Source organism: Legionella sp. 227, from assembly GCF_043161935.1.
Classification (GTDB): Bacteria; Pseudomonadota; Gammaproteobacteria; order Legionellales; family Legionellaceae; genus Legionella; species Legionella sheltonii.
The window spans coordinates 715,666-741,669 of record NZ_CP171154.1 but is presented as its reverse complement, the minus strand read 5'-3'; the positions used below and the strand labels follow the sequence as shown (position 1 = coordinate 741,669).

The following is a 26,004-nucleotide window of genomic DNA, read 5'->3' as shown; positions in this document are numbered from 1 at the left end:
GTAATTCACCACATATCTTATGTTACCGATGTTTCGTGCACATGCAATTTTATTTAATCAATTTTGATACTATTATTGTATATAGTCTCAGTTGTTTTGATGATGGGTACTTTAAATAGGATTCAAGACCCCAACATAGTGTTTTAGTGAGGGATAATGCATACGCTAAGGATTTTTTTTGCCATTACCTTTCCAAAGAAAATACAAATTAAACTATCCAATTACTTAAAGTCTTTGCAAGAGACGATCCTATCGGATTATATGCGTTGGGTCGATGTTGAAAAAATGCATATTACCTTGCAATTTCTAGGTAATTTACCACAAGAACAGTTAATATCCGTGACGGAATATGTGCATGCGGCAATAAAAAATCTATCGCCATTTCAACTTGAATTAGGGCAGTTGGAGTGGTTTCCCGCTTTACGACGTCCTAAAGTTCTTTCGTTAACAGTTCAACCCCAAGCTGGTTTAGCTATGTTGTCAGATACGATCGGAAAGGCTCTAATTGCTTTGAATGTCCCGATTGAAACTCGCCCTTTTCGGGGGCATTTAACCCTGGGACGATTGATTCGGCATCAGGTACCATGCGAACTATTAGAAACAGTAAAAATGCCGAGTATTCCCCCCATTGTGGTAGATAAGATTTATCTCCTCGAAAGCAGGCCAGAAAAAGGGAAACAAAATTACTATTCTTTGGCAGAGTTTCACTTAAATAAAAAGTGGTAAACCTTAAGTGTTGTTGCCAGCAAAGTATTACCCATAAACACGTAACAAATATTCCATGACAGTACGTAAACCCATGACTTCGCCACCCTCTGGTTTACCAGGTTTGCTTTGTTCACTCCAGGCCATAATGTCAAAATGCAGCCAAGACGTAGTTTTGGTGATGTAACGTTGCAGAAATAATGCGGCTATAATCGCTCCAGCATAAGGATAATCACTGCAGTTGGTCATATCCGCAATCGAAGAGCGCAGGAATTTTTCATAGGCAGCAAATAAGGGTAAACGCCATATCGGATCAGCCGCTTTATAGGATGCATCAATGATTTCTGTGGCTAATGATTCGTTATTGGTAAAAAAAGCGGACATTTCAGTACCTACTGAAACACGAGCTGAGGAGGTTAAGGTTGCGAAGTCGATCAGTAAATCAGGTTGCTCCTCACATGCTTTGACCAAAGCATCAGCCAAAATCAAACGTCCTTCTGCATCAGTATTATCTAATTCCACGGTTAAGCCGTTACGCATAACTAAAATATCGCCAGGTCTGTAGGCATTGGGTCCAATGGCATTTTCCACAGCGGGAATAAGCAGATGTAAGCGAACAGGCAAGTTACGAGCCATAATCCATTGGGCGAGGCCTATCACATGTGCTGCCCCTCCCATGTCTTTTTTCATTATGCGCATACCATAAGCTGATTTGATATTCAGCCCCCCCGTGTCAAAACAAACACCCTTACCCACCAACGCAACACGAGGATATGTTTCATCTCCCCAGGTCAAAGAGAGTAAACGTGGTTCTGACTGGGCAGCACGACCTACTGCGTGAATGGCTGGAAAATTATCGAGTAACAATTCATTACCAATCCATTGTTCAAATTTTGCATTATAAGTATGGGCTAATGTTGCAACTACTTCTGCCATTTCTTTAGGACCCAGATCACTGGCCGGTTCGTTGATTAAATCACGAACAAGAAAATGTGCCTCAGCCATTTGAAGTAAATCATCTAACTTTTGTGACTCAACCACTAAGATACGAGGTGATGAAGAATTTTTTTTATATTTTTCAAAACGATATTGTGCCAATGCCCAATATAAGGCGGCCTCTGGCGAATAAGTCCCTTGAACTTGATAGGTGTTCGCTGGTAATAATTCAGCTGCATGGGCCATTGCCAATATCTGATTTTCATCCCCAGTGCCTATATATGTTTTCTCTAATAAACCATCAGCGTCATAAAACAAACAACAATCGCCGATTGCTCCATTAAATTGCATTTGTCCAAAATAGTTACGTTCAACTGAGGTTAATGAAGGACTTTGCTCTTCCCATTGTTTTTGGGACATGAGATAAAGAGGGATTGGTCTGACACTATCTACTGTATAAAAGAGATCTGCTTGCATAGTTGCTCTCAATTCATTGAGTGAATGGAATTTTACAGCGCTTACGAATCCGCAACCCAAACGTAACCAGGGAACTTCCCTCGCACTTAACCCTGTGCTTGAGTGGAGATCTCTCGTGACGCTCATAATAAAGCGGTTTCTGTAAGTCCTGTTTCATTCTTATTTGATAATTAATTATTTATTCTGATTTATTTTTTGTCAAAGCGAAAGGGTTAAATTTTTTTGAGAAATTTTGGTGCTCAGCACATATTTCCTTAAAAATTGATATGCTTAGTAAAGATGACTTAATTTTATAGTTGGAAACTTTGACCAAATGAATATTAAGAATGAAGGGAAGCTTGCTGCGGATTCTCTGGGAATAGGTGAATCCATCATTATGGGAACGGCAGGAGCCGCGCCCGCTTTTAGTGTTGCCGCTGCGACAGCAACACTTGTGGCTACGGTGGGTACTTTAGCCCCGGGAAGTATTTTATATTGTGGATTTATCATGTTTGGTATTTCCTTGGCATTCATTCACCTGAATAAAGTCATTGTCAATGCCGGGGCCTCATATGCGTGGATATCCAAAATTTTTGGAATGTATTTAGGTTTTTTTGCTGGATGGGCCGTTTTAGTTTCATCCGCTGTATTTATGGTTTCGGGTTCTATTCCTGCAGCTACAGCAACTTTGTTACTCGTCGCGCCTCATTTAGTGGAAAGCCCTGGCTGGGTTACTTTTACCAGCATACTCTGGGTAACCATGATTTCAGTAATCGCTATTGCTGGAATAAAACCCACGGCATATCTTCAAATCTTAATGACTGGTTTTGAAGTGCTTATCTTATTCACAATTATTAGTGTGGGTTTTATCAAATTTGCACATCTTCCAGCGCATCCTTTTTCATTTTCCTGGCTTTCTTTTACCAGCTTCACTCCCGAATTATTTGCAACAGGGGCATTAACCGCCGTATTTTTCTACTGGGGCTGGGATGTTACCCTTAACTTAAATGAGGAAACTAAAAATACTCGGCATGCGCCGGGGATCGGAGCCTTTTGGTCTGTATTGATTATTATATGCATCTATGTCAGTTTTGCTATTGTAACCCTCCTGGCTCTCAATGATGATGAAATAAAGCATGCAGGGACAAATGTAATTTTTGCAGTCGCAGAAAAAATAGTACCCAGTCCATGGAGCTACTTGGCAGTTCTTTGCGTGATGATCAGTACAATCGGTACCTTGCAGACTACCATTGTTCAGTTTACACGAACTTTATTTGCTGAGGCCCGGGATGAAATAATTCATCCACGTTATGCGACCTTACATAAATCTCGAAATACCCCGTGGGTAGCTATTCTTTTTATCTGGTTTTTGGGAGTGATTTTATTAGTACTTTCTTCTAATTTTTCAACGGTAAACCTAATTATTAAAGATTCGGTACATGCACTTGGCCTTTTAGTTGCTTTTTATTATTCGTTAACGGGTTTTGCCTGTGCTTGGTACCATCGGTTTTTGTGGAAAAGTAGTGCTGAATTACTTGGCTATATTATTTGGCCTACTTTTAGTGCGCTATTTTTGGTTTTTATCGCCTGCTTTAGTATCCCTAAATTCGATTTAGTGACGGATATTGTTGCATTGGGAGGTATCCTCTTGGGGTTTATACCGTTATTAATTAAAAGAGTCTCACAAAAAAAATGACTACGCGTGAGATAGGTTCTACATGAATGCAAAAGGAGTTATGTATGTTAAGACAATGTTTAAGAACACTATTTTTTTGTTTTTTTGTGTTTTTATTTTCTTCCTTTATGAGTAGGTTGGCTTATTCAGACAATGAAAATCATCCTGCATTGCATACTCTGAAACCAGGAACCCTTATTGTTGCTACTTATTTTACCAATCCGCCGTTTGAATATTTAAAAAATAAACAGGAAATTGGTTTTGAAGTGGATTTAATTCGAGAAATTGCCAAAAGACTGCATTTACATCTAGAGTTTAAAAACACACAATGGGAAAACATTATAAATGAATTGCGAGAGCAGCAATATGATCTCATTATGGGAGCGATTACGATCACGAGTGGGCGCGAGAAAATAATAGCCTTTTCCAAGCCCTATATGACAACTACCTTAAGTATCGTGATTAACACCAAAAAAACACCGCAGGCAAAAACGATTGCTGATCTAGGCAATCTTACTATGGGTGTCCAAGCTAAAACGACTGATTTTGATATCGCCAAACAGATGCAAAAAAAGGGACAAATCCGCGGAATAAAAATATATCCATTTAAAAATTTTAACTTGGCTATAGATGACTTAATCGCAGGTAGGGTTGGGGCTGTGATGAAGGTATTTCCTGTAGCTTATTATTATGTTGAGCACCATCCCGAATTGAAAATTCTTGCTCCTGTCCCCAATGCACCTCAGCCATTAGGCTTTGGCATGAATCAAGCAAATCAGGAATTGGTTAAAGCGGTTAACAAGGCCCAAGCAGAAATGCAAGCCGATGGGACCTATGAAAAAATTTATAAGAAATGGTTTGGCGTAAGCTCAGATAAGTTGTAATGGGAGTAGTTAAATAGGATGCAGGTTGGGCCAAGAGGTCCCAACCTAATCTCTTTAAAGAGACAATGTTCGGTTACAATTACTGAGCAGGAGTATTGTTTTTTAATCTCTGATAAAGTCCAATCAATTCTGCATTACCAATAACATGTCCAGTCATTGCATTTAAAAGTATATCTCGCGTCGTCCCGTCTCCCAAAGTTAATACTGTATCCAGAGCATATAATTTAAAATGATAACTATGAGCTAAACCAAAAGGAGGGCAAGGACCTCGATATCCTAATCCTCCCCAACTGTTTTTTGCATTTGCGGCTCCAGGAGGAATCGGGCCTCCTGCTCCTAATTCTTTTACCGTGGGCGGTATATTAAATACTATCCAGTGGCTCCAAGTACCTTCAGCTGCGTCCGGATCATCAACAACTAAGGCCAGTGACTGGGTATTGCTTGGTATATTTTGCCAGGTTAAAGGGGGGGATTGATCCACTCCGCTGCACGTATATTGGTCCGGGATCATGGAATTCATTTTAAAGGATGGGCTTTCGATAGTGAACGTATTTGCAAAAGCATGACAGTGAAAAAAAGAGAATGCAAAAAACAAAAGCAGAGAATATTTTTTCATTTTATTTTTACTCCAACCTTTAAAAATGAGTTAATTGAAAGAAAAAGCCGCTGTGAATTCTTAGATTAGAAAAACACATGATAGTGCAGTGTTTGCCTATCTTCAATTAAGTACTGACACAATCTTTTGAATAAAAAAATTCAGGTGCAAAGATTTTAAAGATTGATATAATTCACGCCCCCAAGTCTCGCCCAATATTTTGTCACTGAATTTAATTTGTTGGCACATTGGTTGAGATATTTCTAAATGAATTCTAGGTTGTGTCCCTTAATAGGAATGAGTTGTTTTAAAGGAAATGGTAATGCAAAAAAAAATTGAAGAATCAAGAAATGAAAAAAAAGTAGGAAAGAGTATTAATGCAGCTTCTGAAGAACCACAAAACCAACAAATAATAATCAATGTTTCTGATGCTGCCAATGCTTCTGAGGAATCATTAGATCATGTCTCCTTGGAAGATGAAAAAGAAGATGACGATGAAGCGTTAATTACGCCAATTAATAATTCTGACAATGTAGATGAGGTTGCATATGGACTTTGGGATGTTTTTAAATCGCTAAGTTCGCTTTCTGTTCCAATGGCGCTTTCATTTACTTTTAGCTTTGAGATTTTTTTAATTGTTGTATTGCTTAATGCACTTAGTGAAAATGAAGATGAAGCTGCTTCAGCCACATTAATTTCTACTATGATCAACACCCTTTTAGTCGTTGGCATGGCTCCGTTGTTTTCTATGAGTGTGGTTGCGAGCAATAAAATTGGTGAACTTACCGAAGCTGAAAAAGAAGGGGAGAACAACGAAGTAGTCTTGCAAGCAAAGCGTGAGTATATTGCTGGCATCAATCGTAATGGTCTTTGGTTATCTGCCGCACTCACCCCTCCGATTATGGCTGGAATGATCTTTTCCAAACCTTTATTAACTACTATTTTTGGGCAGAAAGACCAGGTCGCAGAGATTACGCAGCATTTTTTACGAGTTTATTCACCTGCAGTAGCCGGGGTATTGACGCGAATATCTACGGAGCAAATGATGTTTAGTTTTGGACGTTCTAAAGCTGCGATGTTTATGGGGTTTGCCAGTCTTTTAGTGGGGACAGGCATTTCTTCCTGGCTCGGATTTGGTGGTTTAGGAATGCCTAAGATGGGAGGAGATGGCGTTGCTATCGGTTATATCATTGAAGCTTATTTAACTTCCTTGGCGTATGCTCTTTACTTGGCAAAACATAAAGATTTTAGTCAGTACGAATTTTTCAAGATTTTTAAAAAATTTTCCGGCCAGTTTGCACAACTTAAAGAGCTGTTGGCGATAGGTGGTTCGATTACTTTTTCTGTTGCAAGTGAAATGGCGATGTCTCTTTCAGTAAGCATTCTCTCAGGTATGTTGGGAACTAAGGAACAATCCGCCATCACTGATTTAAATCAGTATATATTCTTTAATTTCTTACTCTTGGCAGGGTTTGGGCAGGGTAATTCACAAGAACTGAATCGACTGATGGGCGCCAGAAAATATCAAAATGCAAGCAGTATGGGAAAGTATGGATTATTAACTACTCTGATTTACACCGCTCCTGTCCCTTTATTTTTTGCAGTGATGCCCGGTGTACTGGTGATGGGAAATAATCCTAGTGAAGTCAAAGATATGCTTAAATATTTGGCGCCTATCATGTCGGCAGGAGTCATTTTGGATTCGGCACGGTATAATCTATTACAGCAATTAAGAGTTTTGAAGGATCTTAGAGGTTCAACGATGATTTCAGTTTCCGCATTATCTTTGGGAATAACGGGATCTGCACTTCTTGGACTTAAGACGAAACTTGGGATTTATGGTGTAGCGGCAGGTTATACTGGAGGAGTTATTATCGCTCTTCCCGGATTAGCCTATAGGTGGCGCAATCGCATCAATGCAGAAAAAATAGAAGAACTTGCTGAAGAAACGCCTCTTGCAATTAAGTCCTCTGCAAATTGTCCGGATGGTTTTTTTAGTCGTTTGCTCAAGATGAGATATAAAGATGAAAAAGAGAATTTGTTGGAGCATAAAGGAAAAACATATAATGCGATGGATAAAGCGCTAACTGTTTAAATGATCCATTGGGATGAATAGGGATATAAAAATGACAGGTGAATGTGTTATTGATTTAATTGCGGCAAAAAAAGAAAAATCGTTTATTGTTTTTGAAGACGAGGGGTTCATCGCCTTTTTGGACTCTCGTCCGCTTTTTCCAGGGCATACTTTATTAGCCCCGAAGATGCATATGAAAACATTATATGATTTGCCAGACTCGATGCTATCGCCGCTTTTTTCATTAACGCAAAGAATTGGCAGAGCGGTTGAAAAAGCAATGGGCGCGGAAGGAAGTTTTATAGCAATGAATAACACCATCAGTCAAAGCATACCCCATCTTCATATCCATATAGTTCCCAGAAACAAACACGATGGGCTGAAGGGTTTTTTTTGGCCACGAACTCATTATAGAGATGAACATCATATGCTTGAAGTGCAAGAAAAAATTAGAAAACAGTTGCATTCTCATTAGTGGTTTTTCTTGCAATACAGGATCATTCCTTTATGATAAAGGAAGTTAATAGACATCCCAGCGATTTAGCTCCTGAACGAACATTTAAGGGATAACCATGCGTTTTCTAACCATTTTACTAGGATGTTACATTATGACCTCTAATACCGCAGCAGCTGATTCACCTAAACTCAATGATAATGCCTATGATTATTCCTTTCATACATTACGCGGGAATGAACCATTACCCCTATCATCATTTAGAGGAAAGGTGTTAATGATTGTAAATACGGCCTCAAAATGTGGTTTTACCCCTCAATATGCGCGGTTAGAGAAGCTTTATGAACAATATAAAGATCGGGGTTTAGTCATCTTGGGAGTTCCGTCAAATGATTTCGGTGGCCAAGAGCCAGGAACTGAGCAAGAAATTGCAAGTTTTTGCCAGGTCAATTATGGGGTTACTTTTCCAATGACTGCTAAAGAGGTAGTTTCAGGAAAAAATGCACATCCATTTTATCTTTGGGCTAGAGAGAAATTAGGATTTGGTACGGCACCAAAATGGAATTTCCATAAATACATTATTAATCGCAAAGGGGAGCTAATCGATTATTTCTATTCAACTACCTCTCCTGAGGCAGGACGATTGGTTAAAGTTGTAGAAAAGGCCCTTGACGAAAAAGCTTAATGCAAACCCTCATCCACCCTAGCGGGCACCTTCTCCCCTTAGGGGAGAAGGGATTTAGGAACACTATAAAAAACTTCTCTTCCGTGACGTGAAATGGGTATGCCTTATAAAATCCTATTTCTCATTTCAGCAGAACAATTGGAGCACTATAAAAATCCCCTTTCTTGTTTTGAGATGAGAAATTGAGGAGTACTAACATCTCCATTCCCGTTTCGCGAGAGGGGTGAGGGAAATAATTCTAAAAAACAGGCAGCATAAAGCGCCCCATATTAAGCAACATCATACCCACCAGCCACTTCATCATATACCTGGACAATACTATCAAGTAATTGGGCTTTTTCTTGAATTAAACTCAATTTACTGCGATCAAGATTAATTTTTGCATTGATGACATTACGATAGTCTTTGGCTCCTGCTTTATATTGCGCTAAAGCGACAGCATATGCTTTTTTTGCTGCCCAATATCCTTTTTCAATTAGCAAATAGGATAAATGGTTTTTCTGTTCATTCGTCAGCGCATCATCTACATCTGCAAATGCGGAATGCAGCGTACTCAAATACTCATAATAAGTTGCTTTGAATCCCGCTTTAGTTGATTTGATGTCTTCATAGGAGCTGGCATTGAAAATTTTGGTTGATGCGGCAGCTTGGGCAACCCAAATATTCGTACTCACTTTTAAAATATTTCTTAAATCAATAGAGGCACCTCCAATTAAACTGGTTAATGCGATGGTTGGGAAAAAAGCCGAATAAGCCATTCCAATTTGTGCTTGAGCTATTTTTAAATTATTTAACGCAATCATGATGTCTGGGCGATTTTTCAAAACCGATGATGGTAAGGATTTAGGAATCAAATGCTTTAAGTTTAACGAAAGCACACTTCGATGCGTCGTAATCGGACCAGGATTTTGGTTCAATAAGAGGTGGATGGTATTCTCATTTTGCGCGATGACACTTTCAATTTGAGGAATTTTAGCTTGTTCCTGGGCCAGCTGTTGATCGATGTTGATTGGCACTTCAATATTGCTGGCTCCTTTCTTGAAACGAATCTGTTCCAGTTGATGCAGTTTCCTTAAATCATGAAGCAGTTCTTTCTCAACAGCCAGTTGTTCTCTTTGACTTAAGAGCATAAAGTAGGCGCCGCTCATTTGGCTTATAATTCCTAACTTTGTTGATTGAGCCTGGGCTTGCTCCATGGCTAAAGAGGCTTTGGCTGATTTGATATTATAAATATTATTTAAGATGTTCACTGTGTATTTTGGAGTAAAGCCAGTGTAGTATCCTCTAAATCTCATGTGAGAAAGATTTGAAAAAAAAGGATTATTCGCCAATTGACCTCGGGGGGTAACATGGGAATTCCAGGTTCCGCCAGAAAAACCCGTAGCGGTCGCATCAAGTGTGGGGAGCCATGCATATTGCGCTGCCTTAAGTTGAGCTTGTGCTTGCTCTATCGTTGCATACGACCTTTTAATGGTATCATTACAAGTCAACGCCTGCATAATCAGCTGATTAAGTTCTGGATCATCCAGTTTTTTCCACCATGCGACTCGACTTAGGTCGCTTTTATTATCGAGGTATTTTATTCCACTGCGCGAATTTTTAGGATAATTTACTTTTTCAGGAATAAGGCAGTTTTTGCAACAACCTGCAAGCAAAATGGCGGATAGATTAAATAAGATAATTTTTATTTTCATAATTGTGCCAATTTAAAATAAATTTAATTAGGTTCGGTACACTTCTATTGTCTTGGCTCAAGCGAACGAATTGTAAACAGACCCTAGTCGAGCTTTGTTCTAAATATTTTCCCCGTCAAAAGAATCAAAATGAATGCTATTAATAAAATAGGAAAAATATTGGGAACAATTTGGCTAAACGTATTGCCTTTTAGCAAAATTCCACGTGCAATCCGTATAAAGTACGTCATGGGCACACAGTACCCTATCATTTGTGCCCAAGTAGGTATTCCATAAAAAGAAAAGATGTAACCTGATAAAAACATTGAAGGGAGTTGATAGAAAACACTCAATTGCATTGCTTGCATCGGAGTACGTGCCAGGGTGGAAAAAATCATGCCCACCATTAAATTGGCAATAATAAACGGTGCAACTGCGATATAAAGTAAGAAGATACTTCCTTCAGTAGGAATATGAATTAATAATTTACCAAAAATTAAAATACTGGTTAGTTGTACATAACCTAATACAATATAGGGTATGACTTTACCAAGAATTATTTCGGTTGGTTTTAATGGCGTGCTTAACAACATTTCCATTGTCCCAGACTCTTTTTCTGAGGTGATGGCGGTTGATGTAAGCATCACCATGGTTAGCGTCAGTAGTACGCCGATTAACCCTGGAACAATATTATAAGAACTTGTATTCGATTCATTATAAAGTCGATGAATGGTGAGGTTGACACTTCGCTTTGACTGGGTAGGGGATGGGGAGCCTAAACCTTGTTTATTGAAGGTCTCCATAGTCTGGTTCAGAATGGGAAGTGCATTGCTCAGTGCGCTGGCACTGCTTCCGGGATCTGAACCATCGATTTCAACCAGTAACTGTGGATTTTCGTTACGAATATATTTACGAGTAAAATTAGGGGGAATAGTAAAGGCGAAGCTTATTTTTCCATTGGCGAAATCCTGATTCTTCTTATTTTCGTTCATTTTCTCATCATGAATCACGCTAAAATATCCTGAAGCCTCAAGAGCGCTGACATAACTTCGAGTGAATGGAGAATTATCATAGCTAATTATTGTAGTAGGGAGATGTTTGGGATCAAATTCGATGGCAAAACCAAAGAGAATAAGCAACATAATTGGTAAGATGACTAACATCGCGATAGTGCCGCGATCCCGAGTGATTAGAATAAATTCTTTGCGTATTAACCCGTCGAGACGCGCTATAGATAATCCATGTAATAGATTCTTATATTTCATCGCATTAATCCGATAAAAACTTCCTCAAAAGAAGGAGTAGTTTCTTTAAAAGACAGTTCACTGTTTTCGTCAATCATCCGTTTGAGTGATTGATGGTCCTTTGATGAAATCCGTAGCTCATTATTTACAATTGAGGCCAACAGCTTAGGATACGCATCATTTACCTTTTCCAGGAACTGACTTTGTTGTTTTCGATCCACATTTAATATATAAGTTTTGACTTGGGAGTGAGGAATCAAATCTCTGGTACTGCCTGTATATAAGAGCTTCCCCACATTAATATATGCTAGGCTACTGCACTTTTCCGCTTCATCCATATAATGAGTTGTCACAAGGATTGTGGTGCCATCACGAGAGGAAATTTTATGTAAGTAATCCCAAAATTCTTTACGAGCTTTTGGATCAACACCAGCAGTAGGTTCATCCAAGAATAATAGTTGAGGTTTATGCAGCAAGCTGCATGCCAGCGCCAAACGTTGTTTCCACCCTCCAGATAAATTGCCTGCTTGTACCTTTTGATACTCTTCAAGCTCAAGATCTTTTATAATTTCTTCTATTGCTTTAGCCGAATTTTTTATTTGAAAAATATCCGCAACAAAACGAAGATTTTCATGAACCGTTAACCCGGTATAATAACTAAATTTTTGAGGCATATAACCGGTACGTTTTTTTATTTCATCGCTCTGGGTGCGAATATCATAACCAAGACAAGTCCCTTCTCCATCGGTGGGAGTTAAAAGACCACAAATCATTCGGATCGTTGTCGTTTTACCACTACCATTCGAACCTAAGAATCCAAATATGGATCCTTTTTCAACGTGTAAGTTGATGTGATCAACCGCGACTTTTTGATCAAATTTCTTTGTTAACCCTTTAACATCAATTGTTAGATCACTCATTGAGTTATTTCCAAAGTGACAGGAAGGCCGAGATGAATTTTTTCGAGATCGGGCGAGTCAATTTTGGCTTCTATGCGGAATACAAGACGTTGACGTTCTTCCCGAGAATAAATGATGGGGGGAGTATATTCAGCAATGTTTGAGATGTAGAAAATATGGCCTGTGGCAAAATGAGGATTATGATCGGTTTTGATTGTAACGTGTTGATTTAGGCGTAATCCATCGAGTTTTTCTTCTGGAACGAAAAATACGGCTTTAATATTTTTTTGGGTTACTAGCGAAAGAACTGGGGCTCCTGCTTGGACAAATTCCCCTTTTGTATAATAAGTATCAAATACAATTCCATTATCGGTAGCAAAATTTTCTTTGCGCGTCACCTGCCAATTTTTATCAGCAGTATCAACCCGATTACTTTTAATTTTCGCGTCAATCTTAGCAAGTTGATCTTTAGAAATATTTAAATCCCTTTGCGCCGTATCAAGATCATTTTGACTTGCTGCATTTTGCTTGCGCATCTCCTGAACACGACGATAATTGATTTCATTGTATTGAAGTTGGGTCAAAGTTTGTTGTCGTTGCGCAAGCAAATCTTTTTTATTTAATTTGCTCATTTGCACATTATAAAGCTCGCTGGTTTGTTCCAGTCTAAGTAGAAATTGATTGTTTTTGACTCGTTGTCCTCTTAGTACAGCGAGATCAGTCAATCGTCCAGCAAAATCGGCAGAAAAATAGACAAGATCTGCATCAATATATCCACTAAAAGATTGATTTTCTTCCCCACAGGCTGTTAACAGTAAGACAGTCAATCCAATGAACAGCAATTTACGCATTTAAATCATCCTGATCTTTTTTGTTTATACTGCAGGAATATCAACAGATATACTACTACGGTTTTAATTACGTATATTATTCCCAAGAATTCTGTGTGTCAAAAGAGTTCGTGAATTGATGCAAAGTGGTAGAAATGCGGATACTATTTGACCTTATCTGATTAAAATGTTACACATCAACTCGTTGTTAAACTGCTGCAAATATATAAATTACCCGGGAGTATCTGAATGAGTTTTAAATCGTTTTTTTGCGCGACACTAGCATTATCCTCTTTATTTGCGCACTCTGTTTTTGCTGCGCAAAAAGAAGTGACCTATAAAAATGAACGCGGTTCAATTTTAGTGCTTACTGACTTGGCAGATAATAAAATAGAAGGTTATTTCACCACGGCAGTTGCCTCCAAAACCTGCCCGCAAGCAATCAATCAAAAAAGACCTATTACCGGTTATAAGGTAGGAAATGTGCTCTCTTTCAGCGTTGTTTACCCCATGTGTGAGTCAGTATTGAGTGTGAGTGGTCATTTTGATAAAAAGGAACAAAATATTGATGCAATTTCCATACTGAACAAGCAAGCAACCGATATTACTCATGAGGGACCCGGTGCTCGATTTATTGGCCATGACTCCTATAAAAAAATAGGATAAAAACACTTCAAGTATCATGTAGCTCAATCAATGCAGCAACTGTCTTGAACGTTTTTTCAAGACAGTTGCTACATCAAATACGGTTGAGCATAAATCTGAAGGAATCAGAGAATGACGATGTTGTACAATATCCATTTTCTTCGCTTGTACACGATAATTTTTTTAGTTATCTATGACCGGCATTATTTTTTTAGTTTATGTTATAAAAAAGGCACAGGCCTCACTAGCGAATTTGTTCCTTTCTATTTTAACCAGGAATGTCTTTATTGGGCACTCTTCATCATTTTCGCTACTTATTTGATTTTATTGTTCATAACTGAATTGGCAAGATACGTTTCTTCGCTGATTTTAGGAAGAAAAAAGATGGGTTTCATTGCCAATATCACCATGGTTATGTTGGTCGCTTATTTGTTACATTTTTTGAGATTGTTTTCCCTTGTTACCTAACCTACTACGCCAGTTTTAACCCTCGAAATAGCTTATACAATGTAAGGAAGATTATTTCTTTGGTCTGTGTGATGCTGACGACCAATAAAAATTGAGCGGTGTAATATAAAAGCATAACGAGCACGGCTATGGGTTTATTGTTTGCTAAAACAAATAAGTTTATGGACAAAACAAAGTCAGACAATAAAAAGAGAATCGCTCCGAGCCGAGTCAAAAGCGATTGCTGTTTTACTTGAAATGCACAAAATACCATTAAAGTGAGTAGGCATAAATAAGCTGCTACTGGTTTCTTCATCTCTCCCAAATAGGGGGATAAAAAATAGAAGCTGACTAAGACGAATACCAAGACAGGTAAAAAAGAAAGAACATTTTTGCTTCGAAATTGCCTATTTTTTAAAAACAAGCAGATGTAGCTAACGTGTGTTGCCATAAATGCCAAGATCCCCACTTGCAATGCCATTTTGATGGGGAGGGTTAAAAAAATATCGCCAAGGAGTGAAAATCCTAAGGCAAAGAGTAACATGACTTTTACTTGTTTGTGGCAATTAATTTGTAGGACAAAGAGCATAAGTAACGCAATGGGAATTGGTTTAAGTAAGGTAGTTAAAGGAAACTGAATAAAAGAAAGCACTAAAAGATAAAGTATCATGCTGAGCAAAAAGAAAGGCAGAGTGATTTTAAATGGCTGTCCTATCATGTAGAAATCCCTGTAATTCAATGGCTTAAATATCTCCTAGTATACACATTCTTTATTGTTCCTTTAATTTTTTGTTTATTTAAAACAATTATGGTTTAATAACATGCTTTTTGTGTGTTTTAAGGTCTAGTTATGAAAAAAATAATCGTGCTTGTACTTGTGGCTTCTTTTTTCTCAGTAGGTCATGCCAGTAAACTCAGTAAATTTTTGAAACACATGGACGAAGAAGATAGAGCCCGTCAAGAACGAGAATGGCAACAAGATATGAATTTCGGTGATTTTTCATTTCGCTTGGACAGACGATATACCGATGATCACGGGCAACATTGTCGTGATTATCAGTTTAGAGCGCGTAGCAATCCTTTTCGCCATGGATATTATACGGTTTGTGATGAACGCTAAGCGTTAATTGATTGCGGTTTGGAATGAGTTTTGGAACGGGTTCTCCATACCGCGATCGTAAAAATTTTAATATATCTGTTTATCAATTTTTCCAATGGAGATGGAGAAATCGATTCTATATCCTAGAATAACATCATATAGACCAAATTTTTCCTGTGGGGATACAATTCTATTAAAGGATGCATTATGCGTAAGCCCATGATGATGTTTTTCCTCTTGGCATTTTCTTCCTGTATTTATGCCAATATTGCCAATGACATCTTATTAAGCAGAACATCCGATCAGAAAACGCAAATATTAAGCGGTATTATCAATGCAGCAGGCGAACCCTGTACTCCTCTTGGTTCATTTTATCAAGGGGTCGATCTAAATGGTGCAGCATATTGGAATGTTGCCTGCTCTAATGGCCATTCCTATGTTATTCAGATAGCCAATGATGCCGATGCGACAACTACAATCATTCCATGCAGTGCAATGAAATCATTGGGCGCACAGTGTTTTAAACGTTTTGGATTTTAAATCGACACACCGAACTTGAAATGAAAAATTTTCCCGAAATAAGTTAGAGATAAATAGTAATGGAGTTGAATGGAGGCAGGTTGTATACTCATAAAAGGTCTTGACATAAATGATATCAGTCGAATAAAAAAAGGATTTTTTATGGAGCACACAGTAGAACGTCGTGTTGTTAATTTAATTGCGAGAACGCAAGAAATTCCACCTGATGAGATTGATTTGGATCAGTCAATTGACCAGGTAGTTCCTAGCTCTCTGGACTTAGTTAATTTGTTCTTTGACTTAGAGGATGAGTTTGATTTGGATATTCGTAATGATATTTATAAAGAACAAACCATTCGAGAAATAGCAATTGATATTAAACAATTAATCGCTAAAAAGAGCTAAATACATCAATTCATCTATCCGACTCATAATAATTCAAATTAATGAGCGTCCTCAACTTCACTACGATTTTTTACGGTATTAAATAATTCATAAGAACTATTTTTTGCACATGTATTTATTGTTATTCTGCTAAAGAAAAATTAGAATGCCTTTTTTTATTAAGGATAAGCCAAAATGTCATCAGTATTAGAATTTCTGGGGATAAAAAAGCAACTTTCTACACCAGTTCCTCAACTGGGTATTAATAATGCTCTGTACAAACGGCAATTAGAGTCACAACAGTATTTTACTATTGAAAGTGGTGCAGAGGCGGCTGATGGCAATAAGCTGGCTATTAACATCAAAAAGGGGCAAGATTTTAGCACATCCAATCAACAACATATCGAATTTTTAAATCAATGCATTACACTTGTTAAAGAAAAATCAAATCTATTAAAAAGTACTGACCAAAAAATTGTGGGAAGTGTAGTTTTTGGTGCCACCGCCTTGTCTTTTCTCCCTGTGGTAGGTTTTTTAGGTTGGATAGGCTGGGCCGCTACCGCTTATTATATAACTCAACGTGCCACAGCCTATGCTGAATATCATGAAGCATTAACACTTTTAGTTGGAGCATGTAATTGGAGCCTTGGAAGAGGTCCTGAGGAGCGTAAAGATACCATTTCTAATCTCACAAAGAATGAAGCCATACGTGCGATGATGGCAGTACTTTATCCCGTCCTTACGGAAGTGCAAGTAAGACATTTGATTGCGGATGATATTGAGGGAGTATTTGCCAAGGAACTACAAGAGTATGAAGAAAGATTCCAATTAGGTTTTAATACAGATCGATTTTTCTCTAAACAAGACGATACCATAGCCCTCAGTAAAAAGGGTGCTGAATTTAGCCGTTGCATTTATGGTTTTAATAAAGGGGGATTTACTGATTTCCTTGATGCAATTGTATCCATTCTTCCCGATTTATACAAAGCAGCAGTTCATGCTGCCCAACAAATGAAATATTGGTGGCAGGAAAAAACAACTGCTCCAGAAAAAGAAGATGAAGCACATAATCACGAAGTATCAAAAGTGAGCTTGTAATTCATATCGATTGCTTATACTCGATGAACAGTGCTTTGGAGATGTTTTTTTATTGCAAATCGTGTCTTCAGGGTCTATTACTAATTTGCTTTAGTCCGGCATCCCGCGAACACCTCGCGGGATTTTAGCAACATGAATTATCAATAATCCTTAATAAAATAAATTGTTTTGTGGTCCCAACTACAACCTTTGCTTTGTTCAAAGCATACCCATTGATAATGAGGAGAAAAAATGCGACTTAAGATAGAAGAAGATACTCAAGAAGCGAATGTTTTTATCTATGGTAAAATGGCCCCAGATGTAACCAATCGCATTCTTTTTTCTAGGGTTGCCTGGTTAAGCAATCAATCGAACTGCTCCTCAAAGGTCGCTCTTTTGCAAGAAAACGGCTCAAAATTATGGTTGATCCGTGACAGCCGAGTTGATGGATTGCTCACGGTTCAATCCATTAGCTGGAATAAAGAATTGGCACAATGGCAAGCGGATGGACCCCAACGTTTTATGTTGTCAAATGACTATGGGTGGGTTTTGAATAATGCGCATCCAGAGTCTGAGGATTTTTTTGTTATTGCTGATTCAGTGGGTGGGATTATTCACATGACCGATGAGAATACACAACCTCACCTTCCTGGATTATTAAAAACTCTATCTGCAAATGGTTATGAAGTAGAAAATAGAATAAATCCTAAACTTGGACAAGAAACACCATCGAAAGGTTATACCTCCTACCGTACTGACGCCGATGTTCCCCAACAAGGCTCCAAGGGATCGAAACTGGAATCGACGACTGTCAATTTGCCAGAAGGGATACTTATTGCACTTTCTTGCCCATTGGTAACAATAATTTCTGGCCAAATGAAAGTGATGAAAGATCCGGTTACATGGGTGGCTGATGGTATTAGCTATGAACGTTCTCAGTTATTGATGCTTCATCCTGATTTGGAGGAAGGAAAGGATTTTTATCCCAATATCAAACTTAAGACGATTATTAATTACGTCTCAGCAACTTCTTTAAGTCCCGAAGAGTATTGGGCAAAATTGCAGAAAGTAGAAGAAGATATCAAGGATCCGATACTTTTAAACACCCTGAAGGAGCCTGTTTTAAGTCCTAGTGGACATTCATTTGAAAAAAGTTCTATAGAAACATGGATAAACAGTAAATGCGTTAATCTCCCTACAGTGAGTAATAGCGCTCCTATTCCCGATCCAATAACCAATCAAAACATTAGAGGAAAAATTCTTGTAGATAATAAAAATTTAAGCCAATTTATTAAAGCTTGGCCTGATTTTTACAGGCAGCAAGAATATAACTTGGCAATATCGCTTTCTGAAAAAGTGCAATACTCTAAATCAAACTAAGGGCTTCATTTCGTTCCTTCGAAGATCATATTATTTTCGAAGGAACTCTTTCAGCAACAACGCCTTTGATCGCATTGACATTTTTTATGGTATAGTTTTTTATGGCTATCTAATAAGGAAGTTTTGGGCTATGCGCAAGGAATACCAAGGTGTGGTCACCCGATTTCTCCGCCAGGAAGAACGACTTATTCAATCCGAAGAACATGAAATGCCATTAGTGATCGAAGCCAATGGATCTTCGGATGTCGGATTTCTGCAACAATTTTTAGCATCCAATTCCCTACAAATCCTCGATGATATGGCTCGTTATGGAGCTGTGCTCTTAAGAGGCTTTAATATCGAGACGGATGAACAATTTGAACGGATCATTTTAAGTATTCCTGAGTTACGCGGTATTAGCGAAGCGTTTATGTCTGAAAATGGTCGGGTTCATGTGAATAATCTCAAATATGTTTTACATACTAATTCAGTATATAAAACTGGAGGAACACTTTATCTTGGTGGATTTCATACTGAAAATTATTATTCCGCTGATGTGCCTAGTTATCTTTGTTTTTGTTGTTTTCAACCTTCAGAATTAGGTGGTGAAACCGGTTTGATCAATACACAAAAAATTTACAGCCATTTGCACGATGCATTAAGACAGAAATTGGAAAAGAATTCCTTTTTTGTTTGTAAATGGTCCATTGCAGAAGTGGCTGACCGATACCAGATTAGTCAGGATGCGGTACATAAAATATGTAATGACTTTAAACTCCCGGTGATTGGCGAGGGAGAGGAGCAGTTTGTTTTAATGTATAAACCAAGTGTCTTAGAACACCCGATTACTAAAGAAAAAGCATTGCAAATCAATATGTTTGAGCTTCCTACCCTGAACTATGAGCTGAGAAAATGCTTTATGAATGACTATAAAGGGAAGAAATGGTTTTGGCATCGGTTTTTTTGGAAATTACCCACCTCAGTTTTTAACTCAGTAGAAAAACTTGCAATTATTTTTATTTCCTTTTTTAACTCACCTACCAATTCATATAAAATTTTGCGCACCAAATTAACTCATTTTAAAGCCAGCAGAAAAATAAAACGCTCTTCCTTGAATACAGTGAAAGTAGGAAGTTGTTTTAATAAGGAAGAAGTTAAAGAACTGGCCCAATTAATGCGGAATTATTATTCATCTTGTTTATGGGAAAAGGGGGATGTACTCCTCATAGACAATAAAAAAGTCATGCATGCAGGTATGCCTGGAATGGGGCATAGGGTGATTCGCGCCATGATTTGTAATCCTCTGCATATGAACTATTCAGCATCGGAGTCAGGCTCTTTAGTTGCAAAAGAACGAACAACTGACACAATTGGAGCTTATATGGCTAAAGGGACTACTAATTAATGTCGGAATTTTCCCTTCTACCCGCTCACTTCTACTCCCCTCCTATAAGTGGGAGAGGAGATTCATATCTTATAATGAACTAGAAAATTGCACGGGCGAGCTCAGCCCCTAGGCGAGCATTATTTTTAATTAAAGCGATATTGGCAAGTAAACTTTTTCCTTGGGTCAGTTGAGCCACTTCGGCCAGTAGAAAAGGGGTTAATGCTTTTCCAGAAATATTATTTTGCGCGGCTTTTTGTATGGCATTCCTGATTACCGGTTCAATGATCTCTATTGGAATATTAAATTCTTTAGGGATCGGATTAGTGATTAAGATACCTGAAGACATACCTATCTCCCAATGAGCAGCTAATATTTTAGCAAGAGTTGGTACATCCTCTACCCAGGTTGATAACGGATAATCAGTAGAATCAGTATAAAAAGCAGGTAATACTTGAGTGCGATAACCAATGACGGGTACACTCATCGTTTCTAAAAATTCTAAAGTACGTGGCAGGTCAAGAATTGCTTTCGCACCAGCACAAATGACTGCGATCGGTGTTCTTGAAATTTCAATTAAATCTGCGGAAATATCGTGCGCATCACCTCGGTGGACGCCACCAATCCCACCTGTAGCAAATAATTTAATTCCTGCCTTCGCAGCACAAAATAAGGTGGCAGCAACTGTAGTTCCAGCAGAATATCTATTGGCCACGATGAAAGGTAAATCACGTCGACTGGCTTTCAAAACATCTTTATTGCATGCAAATTGTTGCAATTCATTTGCGGTTAAACCAATCTTTATTTTTCCATCAATCACCGCAATGGTTGCGGGCGTTACCTCATGGTCGCGGACAATTTGCTCTACTGCCTGAGCCGTTTCATAATTATCAGGATAGGGCATGCCATGAGAAATGATGGTGGATTCCAATGCTAATACCGGTTTCTTATGCTCAAGAGCTAATTTTACTTCTGGGGAATAATCAAAAAATTGCTGCATGATCGGTTTCTCTTAATGTTTGGGTTAACTGAAGGTTTTTTAATGTCTCATGATTAATTTGTTCATTTACTGTATGGCAAGATTGTATGGTTAAAGCAGCCATCGCGGCCCCTGTTTTACAGGCGTCAATTACGGTGGCATGGTGTTTTAACTCATACAGAATTCCTGCAACAAATGCATCGCCTGCGCCGCTGACATCAACAATCGGGTCAATAAAAAATGCTGGGAAATGTTCCTGTACCGTTTCATTAACCAGTACATAGCCTGATTTACCCAAACTGATAATGCAATTTCTTACCCCTTTATCCAATAATAAATTACCGGCTTTGATGCAATCCCTTACAGAATGAATGCGGATGTCAGTCAGTGCTTCTGCTTCGAAACGATCGGGTTTCAGTAGAAAAACGTCTTCCAGGTGGGAGGGGAGCTTTTGTGCTTTAGTTACAGAGACCGGATCAATGCATAATTTAATATTTTTGGTACGTGCTATTTGAATTGTATGTTCGATAATTGCTTTCGGTAAATTGGTATCCAAAAAAACAAGTGTGTCACTATCCCATTCATTCCAGGATTGGGTAAACGAATGAAGCGGAACCTCATCAAAAATGTCCATATCCGCTAAAGCAAAGAATAACTCTCCTTCTTGATCAAGAATGACATCATAATGAGCTGTCGGTTTATTAGGAAGGGTAAGAACATTTTGGGTTTGGATATTAAGACTTTTTAAATGGGCTATTGCTTCTAGTCCATAATTATCTTGACCGACTACGCTGCAAAGATGAACTTTGTCAGTCAACAAAGCAAGATTTTGAGCTACATTATGCGCCACACCGCCAAAGGTTGAAATAGATGAAACAGGGTTGGATGTTCCCAATTGCAACTTATGAATCGATGTTAATTTTCGATCAATGGTGATACCGCCAATGCATATTATTTTTTTATTCATTAATGGAATTAAAAATGAGTGAGTTATGCATCATAACATGAGAACCAAAAATTAAAATAAGTGCAGCCTGGTCGCCACTGCCTGGCGGAAGTCCTCATCTCGAACGTCGCGAGAGTTCTCCCCGCTGTAACGGATGTTACGCAGGGAGAGCCTGGTTTCACTAGGATGACGGGTTTAATCCAGTTTGATACCAATAGTATTTAACTTTTCTTTTTCGACTTTAACAAAGCCGTGTTCTTGCACCACTTGTTTAAAGAACGTTGGTATCACGGGGTTTTTAAACGAAATATCAGCTCGATTTAAAATCTTTGTTACGGAAGAGGAGCAATTATCTACTGTAAGCTTTGGTTCTGTCGTTGGATGATGCTCATCTCGGTACATGGTGCCAATGCTGCCATCAAAACATTCTGGTACAAAACAGCCTGTTTGCGACACATGATTTTTTATTGATAATTTTGCTCCGGTACCACCTGAAAATAGTTGTGTAGCCGCTGATACAAATGGATTTTGATATTCAAAAACTGAGTAAATACATTGATTGGTGTCTACTTCCTTTTTTATTTCTTTTTGTGCTTGTTTCGCCTTTTTGTACTGCTCTTTACTTACTTTTTTAAGTAAAATATCATTTGCTTCTTTGATATCTTCTTTATGATCTGGAGCATATTGTCCTAGAACAGGTATGGAACCGAATGTTAATCCATTAAGCAGACTACCAATTGGTCCTGGGAAGAAACTAAAATGATCGGTCTTGGGGACGTCATTTTTTACCTTATGAACAAATGCTGATACATGTCCAGGACCATTTTCCGAATTAGTATCTTTTACACAGACGCCAATATAATATTCTTCTTTGCTATTCATCTTCTCTACCTCATTTCTCAAACTTTTAATGAGGCATCCTTGCTTCTAAAAAACACATGATGTTTTTCTATTATATCTTTTGATTATTATGGGAGCATTAACTGGCGTTAGTACGCTTGCACTTTTGTTGTCGAGATAGGTCTTTGCTTTGGATGTAGCCTAAACACAGAACATAATCTATGATTATGAAAAAGAACTGAGCTGGCAGGCGCTATTAAATTCATAAGGAAAAATCATGGGGCTTCTCGTTGATGGTCAGTGGCATGATGTCTGGTATGATACTTCTAAAACTGGAGGGGAGTTCAAAAGAGAATCATCCCAATTTCACTTTGCAATCACCAATGAACCAAATGCTCGATTTCCTGCTGAAAAGGGACGTTACCATTTATACGTCTCTCTGGCTTGTCCCTGGGCACATCGTACTTTGATTTTCAGAAAGCTCAAGAAACTCGAGGATTATATTGAGGTTTCGATTGTGCATCCGCATATGCTTGAAAAAGGATGGGAGTTTAAGAACGGGATGGGCGCTACTGGAGATAGGCTTTATGGATTGAATTATTTATACGAACTTTATCTGCAAGCAAATAGTAAATATACGGGCAGAGTAACCGTACCGGTTTTATGGGATAAAAAAGAAAAAACGATTATTAATAATGAATCAGCAGAAATTATTCGTCAGTTTAATCAGGCGTTTAATCACTTAACAGGGGATAATCAAGATTTTTACCCGGAACCACTTCGTCCAGAAATCGATGCCTTGAATGACCGAATTTATAATGCAATTAATAATGGAGTTTATCGCTGTGGCTTTGCAACCACACAACAGGCCTATGAAGAGGCGTATGGCCAATTGTTTCTTTTACTTGATGAACTGGATGTGCGCTTGCGTAACCAAAAGTATTTGTTAGGTGAACAGTTAACAGAGGCTGATTGGCGTTTTTTTACGACGTTAATCCGTTTTGATGCCGTTTATTACAGTCATTTCAAAACAAACCAGCAACGAATTAGTGATTATGAAGGGCTCCAACCCTATCTGAAACGTCTTTATCACCATCCTGGAGTCCGTGAAACGGTAAACTTTTTACATATTAAGCAACATTATTATTTCAGTCATAAAACCATAAACCCAACGCAAATCGTACCTTTAGGGCCAAAATTGAATTTTGATTAATCGTAGAGCAATTCTTCATTTTATTTGCTTTTATTTTTCTTTTTCAAATCTGTTTTCACCCAATTTATTAAGCCGCCTTCAACCAATAATTCGATTTGGCGTTGGGATAGAGTTTGTTCCACTTCTACGTCTTTATCGTTTATTTTTATCGTGAATGATTTTTTCTCCAGAATGTCCGGAAGGTTTTTGATTTCAACCACAGCATTGAGGTCGATAGCATTATAATCCTTAGGATTTTTAAAGGTTAAAGGCAAAATGCCGAAATTGATCAGATTTTGCCAATGGATACGGGCAAAACTTTTGGCAATGACTGCTCTTAAACCTAAATAGCGAGGCGCTAACGCTGCGTGTTCGCGACTTGAGCCTTGGCCATAATTTTCTCCGCCCACAATCACATGACCTTTTTTATGATTTTGGGTGCGCGCCACATACTCTGGATCGACATGACCGAAAGTAAATTCACTAATTTTAGGAATATTGCTCCGGTAAGGAAGCACTTTCGCACCGGCTGGAGAAATTTCATCGGTAGAAATATTATCCTCGACTTTAAGTAACACGGGTAGTTTCAACGAATGAGGCAAGGGTTCAAATTCGGGTAAGGTGATTATATTAGGACCTTTGACTAATTTTATTTTTTTTGCCTCTTCTAACGGTAAAGGGCTTTCAAAACATGCAGGGTTTAATATCCTTTTCTTAGGTATTTCGATTTCAGGATAAGGCATTTCTAAAGTTCTAGGATCGGTAATGGCCCCTGTTAATGCGGATGCAGCGGCAGTTTCAGGGCTACAAAGAAAAACTTTATCTTCATCCGTTCCTGAGCGACCAGGAAAGTTTCTTGGCACAGTGCGTAAACTATTTTTTTCTGTTGCGGGCGCCTGCCCCATCCCAATACATCCATTACAACCTGCCTGATGAATGCGAGCGCCAGCGCGAATGAGACTGCCTAAATGCCCATCGCGCACCAACTCTTCTAAGATGGTCCGTGATGTTGGATTGATATCAAATGACACATTAGGATGAATGGTTCGACCTTTTACTATTTCTGCTGCAATGGCAAAATCACGATATCCTGGATTGGCAGAGGAGCCAATATAGGTTTGATACACTTCTTCTCCTGCTATTTCAGCAACTGGAACTACATTGCCTGGACTCGTGGGTTTTGCAATGAGTGGTATCAGTTTAGATAAGTTGATTTCTGTATGTTCATCATAAGCGGTATTCTTGTCTGCTTTTAATTCCAACCAGTCTTTTTCACGACCTTGGCTTTGCAGGAATTCTTTAGTGATTTCATCCGATGGGAATACGGTGGTGGTTGCTCCCAATTCAGCCCCCATATTGGCGATTACATGGCGATCCATGGCGCTCAGGTTTTTTAAACCCTCACCATAATATTCAAAGATGTAACCCACACCACCTTTTACATCATAACGACGCAGCATTTCCAGGATAACATCTTTTGCGCTAACCCATTTGGGCAGTGTACCTGTTAAATGAATTCCCATCACTTTAGGCATTTTGATATATAGTGGATAACCGGCTATGGCCATGGCAACTTCCAGTCCACCCGAACCGATGGCAATCATGCCTAGAGAGCCTGCAGCACACGTATGACTGTCAGAGCCGGTCAATGTTTTACCGGGTTTTCCAAAGTTTTGCATATGCACGGCATGGCTGATACCATTCCCAGGCCTGCTAAAATAAAAACCAAAACGTCGTGCGGCACTGGCAAGAAAGAGGTGATCGTCAGGATTTTTATTATCTTCTTGGATGAGATTATGATCGACGTATTGAACGGAAATTTCTGCCTGAGTTCGCTCAAGTCCTATGGCTTCTAATTCAAGCATGACCAAAGTTCCTGTTGCATCCTGACAAAGCGTTTGATCCATTTTTAAGGCAATTTCTGTCCCTGGTTCCATTTTGCCTTCAAGAAGATGGGCTTTGATGATCTTTTCGGTTACATTCATCGTTATTTCCTCCCTGAGCACACCTGATTGTTAAAATA

The 26,004-nt window shown here is 38.5% G+C and carries 25 protein-coding genes; 14 read left to right on the top strand and 11 right to left on the bottom strand.

The window, feature by feature from the left end; all coding sequences use genetic code 11:
• The first annotated feature begins 156 nt into the window (after nucleotides 1-156).
• Nucleotides 157-726, top strand: coding sequence for an RNA 2',3'-cyclic phosphodiesterase (gene thpR, locus ACF8MK_RS03200; protein WP_392538128.1), 570 nt, complete (start codon nucleotides 157-159; stop codon nucleotides 724-726).
• Nucleotides 727-753: 27 nt separating this feature from the next.
• On the opposite strand, the gene ACF8MK_RS03195 is transcribed toward thpR, so the two are convergent.
• Entirely contained in the window at nucleotides 754-2,118 is a 1,365-nt protein-coding gene (locus tag ACF8MK_RS03195; RefSeq protein WP_392538127.1) for a leucyl aminopeptidase family protein, read from the bottom strand.
• A 313-nt stretch (nucleotides 2,119-2,431) separates the two neighbouring features.
• On the opposite strand from ACF8MK_RS03195, the gene ACF8MK_RS03190 reads away from it, so the two are divergent.
• Together ACF8MK_RS03190 and ACF8MK_RS03185 are read left to right on the top strand one after the other, a co-directional pair.
• On the top strand, nucleotides 2,432-3,793 hold the full coding sequence (locus tag ACF8MK_RS03190; protein ID WP_392538126.1) for an APC family permease: 1,362 nt from the start codon (nucleotides 2,432-2,434) through the stop codon (nucleotides 3,791-3,793).
• Between the two features lie 44 nt (nucleotides 3,794-3,837).
• Nucleotides 3,838-4,656: an ABC transporter substrate-binding protein gene (locus tag ACF8MK_RS03185; protein ID WP_392538125.1), complete on the top strand. Its 819-nt coding sequence runs from the start codon at nucleotides 3,838-3,840 to the stop codon at nucleotides 4,654-4,656.
• A gap of 79 nt (nucleotides 4,657-4,735) precedes the next feature.
• Here the strand turns inward: ACF8MK_RS03185 and ACF8MK_RS03180 are convergent, their stop codons facing one another.
• Complete coding sequence (locus tag ACF8MK_RS03180) at nucleotides 4,736-5,272, bottom strand: YbhB/YbcL family Raf kinase inhibitor-like protein (protein ID WP_392538124.1); 537 nt, start codon at nucleotides 5,270-5,272, stop codon at nucleotides 4,736-4,738.
• Nucleotides 5,273-5,573: 301 nt separating this feature from the next.
• On the opposite strand from ACF8MK_RS03180, the gene ACF8MK_RS03175 reads away from it, so the two are divergent.
• From ACF8MK_RS03175 to ACF8MK_RS03165, 3 genes are all read left to right on the top strand, one after another.
• Nucleotides 5,574-7,346: an MATE family efflux transporter gene (locus ACF8MK_RS03175; RefSeq protein ID WP_392538123.1), complete on the top strand. Its 1,773-nt coding sequence runs from the start codon at nucleotides 5,574-5,576 to the stop codon at nucleotides 7,344-7,346.
• A 31-nt stretch (nucleotides 7,347-7,377) separates the two neighbouring features.
• Nucleotides 7,378-7,800, top strand: a complete 423-nt coding sequence (locus ACF8MK_RS03170) for an HIT family protein (RefSeq protein ID WP_392538122.1) — start codon at nucleotides 7,378-7,380, stop codon at nucleotides 7,798-7,800.
• A 133-nt stretch (nucleotides 7,801-7,933) separates the two neighbouring features.
• Nucleotides 7,934-8,464, top strand: coding sequence for a glutathione peroxidase (locus tag ACF8MK_RS03165; RefSeq protein WP_392538121.1), 531 nt, complete (start codon nucleotides 7,934-7,936; stop codon nucleotides 8,462-8,464).
• 269 nt (nucleotides 8,465-8,733) lie between these two features.
• On the opposite strand, the gene ACF8MK_RS03160 is transcribed toward ACF8MK_RS03165, so the two are convergent.
• From ACF8MK_RS03160 to ACF8MK_RS03145, 4 genes are all read right to left on the bottom strand, one after another.
• Nucleotides 8,734-10,158, bottom strand: coding sequence for a TolC family protein (locus ACF8MK_RS03160; protein ID WP_392538120.1), 1,425 nt, complete (start codon nucleotides 10,156-10,158; stop codon nucleotides 8,734-8,736).
• Nucleotides 10,159-10,241: 83 nt separating this feature from the next.
• A complete protein-coding gene (locus ACF8MK_RS03155; RefSeq protein ID WP_392538119.1) occupies nucleotides 10,242-11,402 on the bottom strand; it encodes an ABC transporter permease in 1,161 nt (386 codons plus the stop codon).
• Nucleotides 11,399-12,301, bottom strand: coding sequence for an ABC transporter ATP-binding protein (locus tag ACF8MK_RS03150; protein WP_392538118.1), 903 nt, complete (start codon nucleotides 12,299-12,301; stop codon nucleotides 11,399-11,401). The genes ACF8MK_RS03155 and ACF8MK_RS03150 overlap by 4 nt, the downstream gene beginning before the upstream one ends.
• Entirely contained in the window at nucleotides 12,298-13,131 is an 834-nt protein-coding gene (locus tag ACF8MK_RS03145) for an HlyD family secretion protein (RefSeq protein WP_392538117.1), read from the bottom strand. The genes ACF8MK_RS03150 and ACF8MK_RS03145 overlap by 4 nt, the downstream gene beginning before the upstream one ends.
• Nucleotides 13,132-13,359: 228 nt before the next feature.
• Here ACF8MK_RS03145 and ACF8MK_RS03140 point away from each other — a divergent pair, with 228 nt between their 5' ends.
• Entirely contained in the window at nucleotides 13,360-13,776 is a 417-nt protein-coding gene (locus ACF8MK_RS03140; RefSeq protein WP_265702084.1) for an avidin/streptavidin family protein, read from the top strand.
• Nucleotides 13,777-14,227: 451 nt separating this feature from the next.
• On the opposite strand, the gene ACF8MK_RS03135 is transcribed toward ACF8MK_RS03140, so the two are convergent.
• Nucleotides 14,228-14,920, bottom strand: coding sequence for a lysoplasmalogenase (locus ACF8MK_RS03135; RefSeq protein ID WP_392538116.1), 693 nt, complete (start codon nucleotides 14,918-14,920; stop codon nucleotides 14,228-14,230).
• A gap of 132 nt (nucleotides 14,921-15,052) precedes the next feature.
• Between ACF8MK_RS03135 and ACF8MK_RS03130 the strand changes: the two genes are divergently transcribed.
• The 6 genes from ACF8MK_RS03130 to ACF8MK_RS03105 all read left to right on the top strand — a co-directional run bounded on the left by ACF8MK_RS03130 (nucleotide 15,053) and on the right by ACF8MK_RS03105 (nucleotide 20,045).
• The gene (locus tag ACF8MK_RS03130) at nucleotides 15,053-15,322 is read left to right on the top strand and encodes a hypothetical protein (RefSeq protein ID WP_392538115.1); all 270 of its coding nucleotides are present in this window, start codon (nucleotides 15,053-15,055) and stop codon (nucleotides 15,320-15,322) included.
• A gap of 186 nt (nucleotides 15,323-15,508) precedes the next feature.
• The gene (locus tag ACF8MK_RS03125; RefSeq protein ID WP_392538114.1) at nucleotides 15,509-15,841 is read left to right on the top strand and encodes a hypothetical protein; all 333 of its coding nucleotides are present in this window, start codon (nucleotides 15,509-15,511) and stop codon (nucleotides 15,839-15,841) included.
• 141 nt (nucleotides 15,842-15,982) lie between these two features.
• Nucleotides 15,983-16,225: an acyl carrier protein gene (locus ACF8MK_RS03120; RefSeq protein ID WP_392538113.1), complete on the top strand. Its 243-nt coding sequence runs from the start codon at nucleotides 15,983-15,985 to the stop codon at nucleotides 16,223-16,225.
• A 174-nt stretch (nucleotides 16,226-16,399) separates the two neighbouring features.
• Nucleotides 16,400-17,302: a hypothetical protein gene (locus ACF8MK_RS03115; RefSeq protein ID WP_392538112.1), complete on the top strand. Its 903-nt coding sequence runs from the start codon at nucleotides 16,400-16,402 to the stop codon at nucleotides 17,300-17,302.
• Nucleotides 17,303-17,533: 231 nt separating this feature from the next.
• Complete coding sequence (locus tag ACF8MK_RS03110; protein ID WP_392538111.1) at nucleotides 17,534-18,661, top strand: U-box domain-containing protein; 1,128 nt, start codon at nucleotides 17,534-17,536, stop codon at nucleotides 18,659-18,661.
• A 130-nt stretch (nucleotides 18,662-18,791) separates the two neighbouring features.
• A complete protein-coding gene (locus ACF8MK_RS03105; RefSeq protein ID WP_392538110.1) occupies nucleotides 18,792-20,045 on the top strand; it encodes a TauD/TfdA family dioxygenase in 1,254 nt (417 codons plus the stop codon).
• Between the two features lie 79 nt (nucleotides 20,046-20,124).
• On the opposite strand, the gene ACF8MK_RS03100 is transcribed toward ACF8MK_RS03105, so the two are convergent.
• From ACF8MK_RS03100 to ACF8MK_RS03090, 3 genes are all read right to left on the bottom strand, one after another.
• On the bottom strand, nucleotides 20,125-21,024 hold the full coding sequence (locus tag ACF8MK_RS03100; protein WP_392538109.1) for a pseudouridine-5'-phosphate glycosidase: 900 nt from the start codon (nucleotides 21,022-21,024) through the stop codon (nucleotides 20,125-20,127).
• Nucleotides 21,008-21,970 (bottom strand): carbohydrate kinase family protein, encoded by a 963-nt coding sequence (locus ACF8MK_RS03095; RefSeq protein WP_392538108.1) that lies wholly within the window; start codon nucleotides 21,968-21,970, stop codon nucleotides 21,008-21,010. Before ACF8MK_RS03095 ends, ACF8MK_RS03100 begins: the two co-directional genes overlap by 17 nt.
• Before the next feature lie 174 nt (nucleotides 21,971-22,144).
• Nucleotides 22,145-22,831, bottom strand: coding sequence for a hypothetical protein (locus ACF8MK_RS03090; protein WP_392538107.1), 687 nt, complete (start codon nucleotides 22,829-22,831; stop codon nucleotides 22,145-22,147).
• Between the two features lie 235 nt (nucleotides 22,832-23,066).
• Between ACF8MK_RS03090 and ACF8MK_RS03085 the strand changes: the two genes are divergently transcribed.
• On the top strand, nucleotides 23,067-24,002 hold the full coding sequence (locus ACF8MK_RS03085) for a glutathione S-transferase family protein (protein WP_392538106.1): 936 nt from the start codon (nucleotides 23,067-23,069) through the stop codon (nucleotides 24,000-24,002).
• 20 nt (nucleotides 24,003-24,022) lie between these two features.
• Here ACF8MK_RS03085 and ACF8MK_RS03080 read toward each other — a convergent pair whose 3' ends face one another.
• Complete coding sequence (locus ACF8MK_RS03080) at nucleotides 24,023-25,966, bottom strand: aconitate hydratase (RefSeq protein WP_392538105.1); 1,944 nt, start codon at nucleotides 25,964-25,966, stop codon at nucleotides 24,023-24,025.
• Between the last annotated feature and the right edge of the window lie 38 nt (nucleotides 25,967-26,004).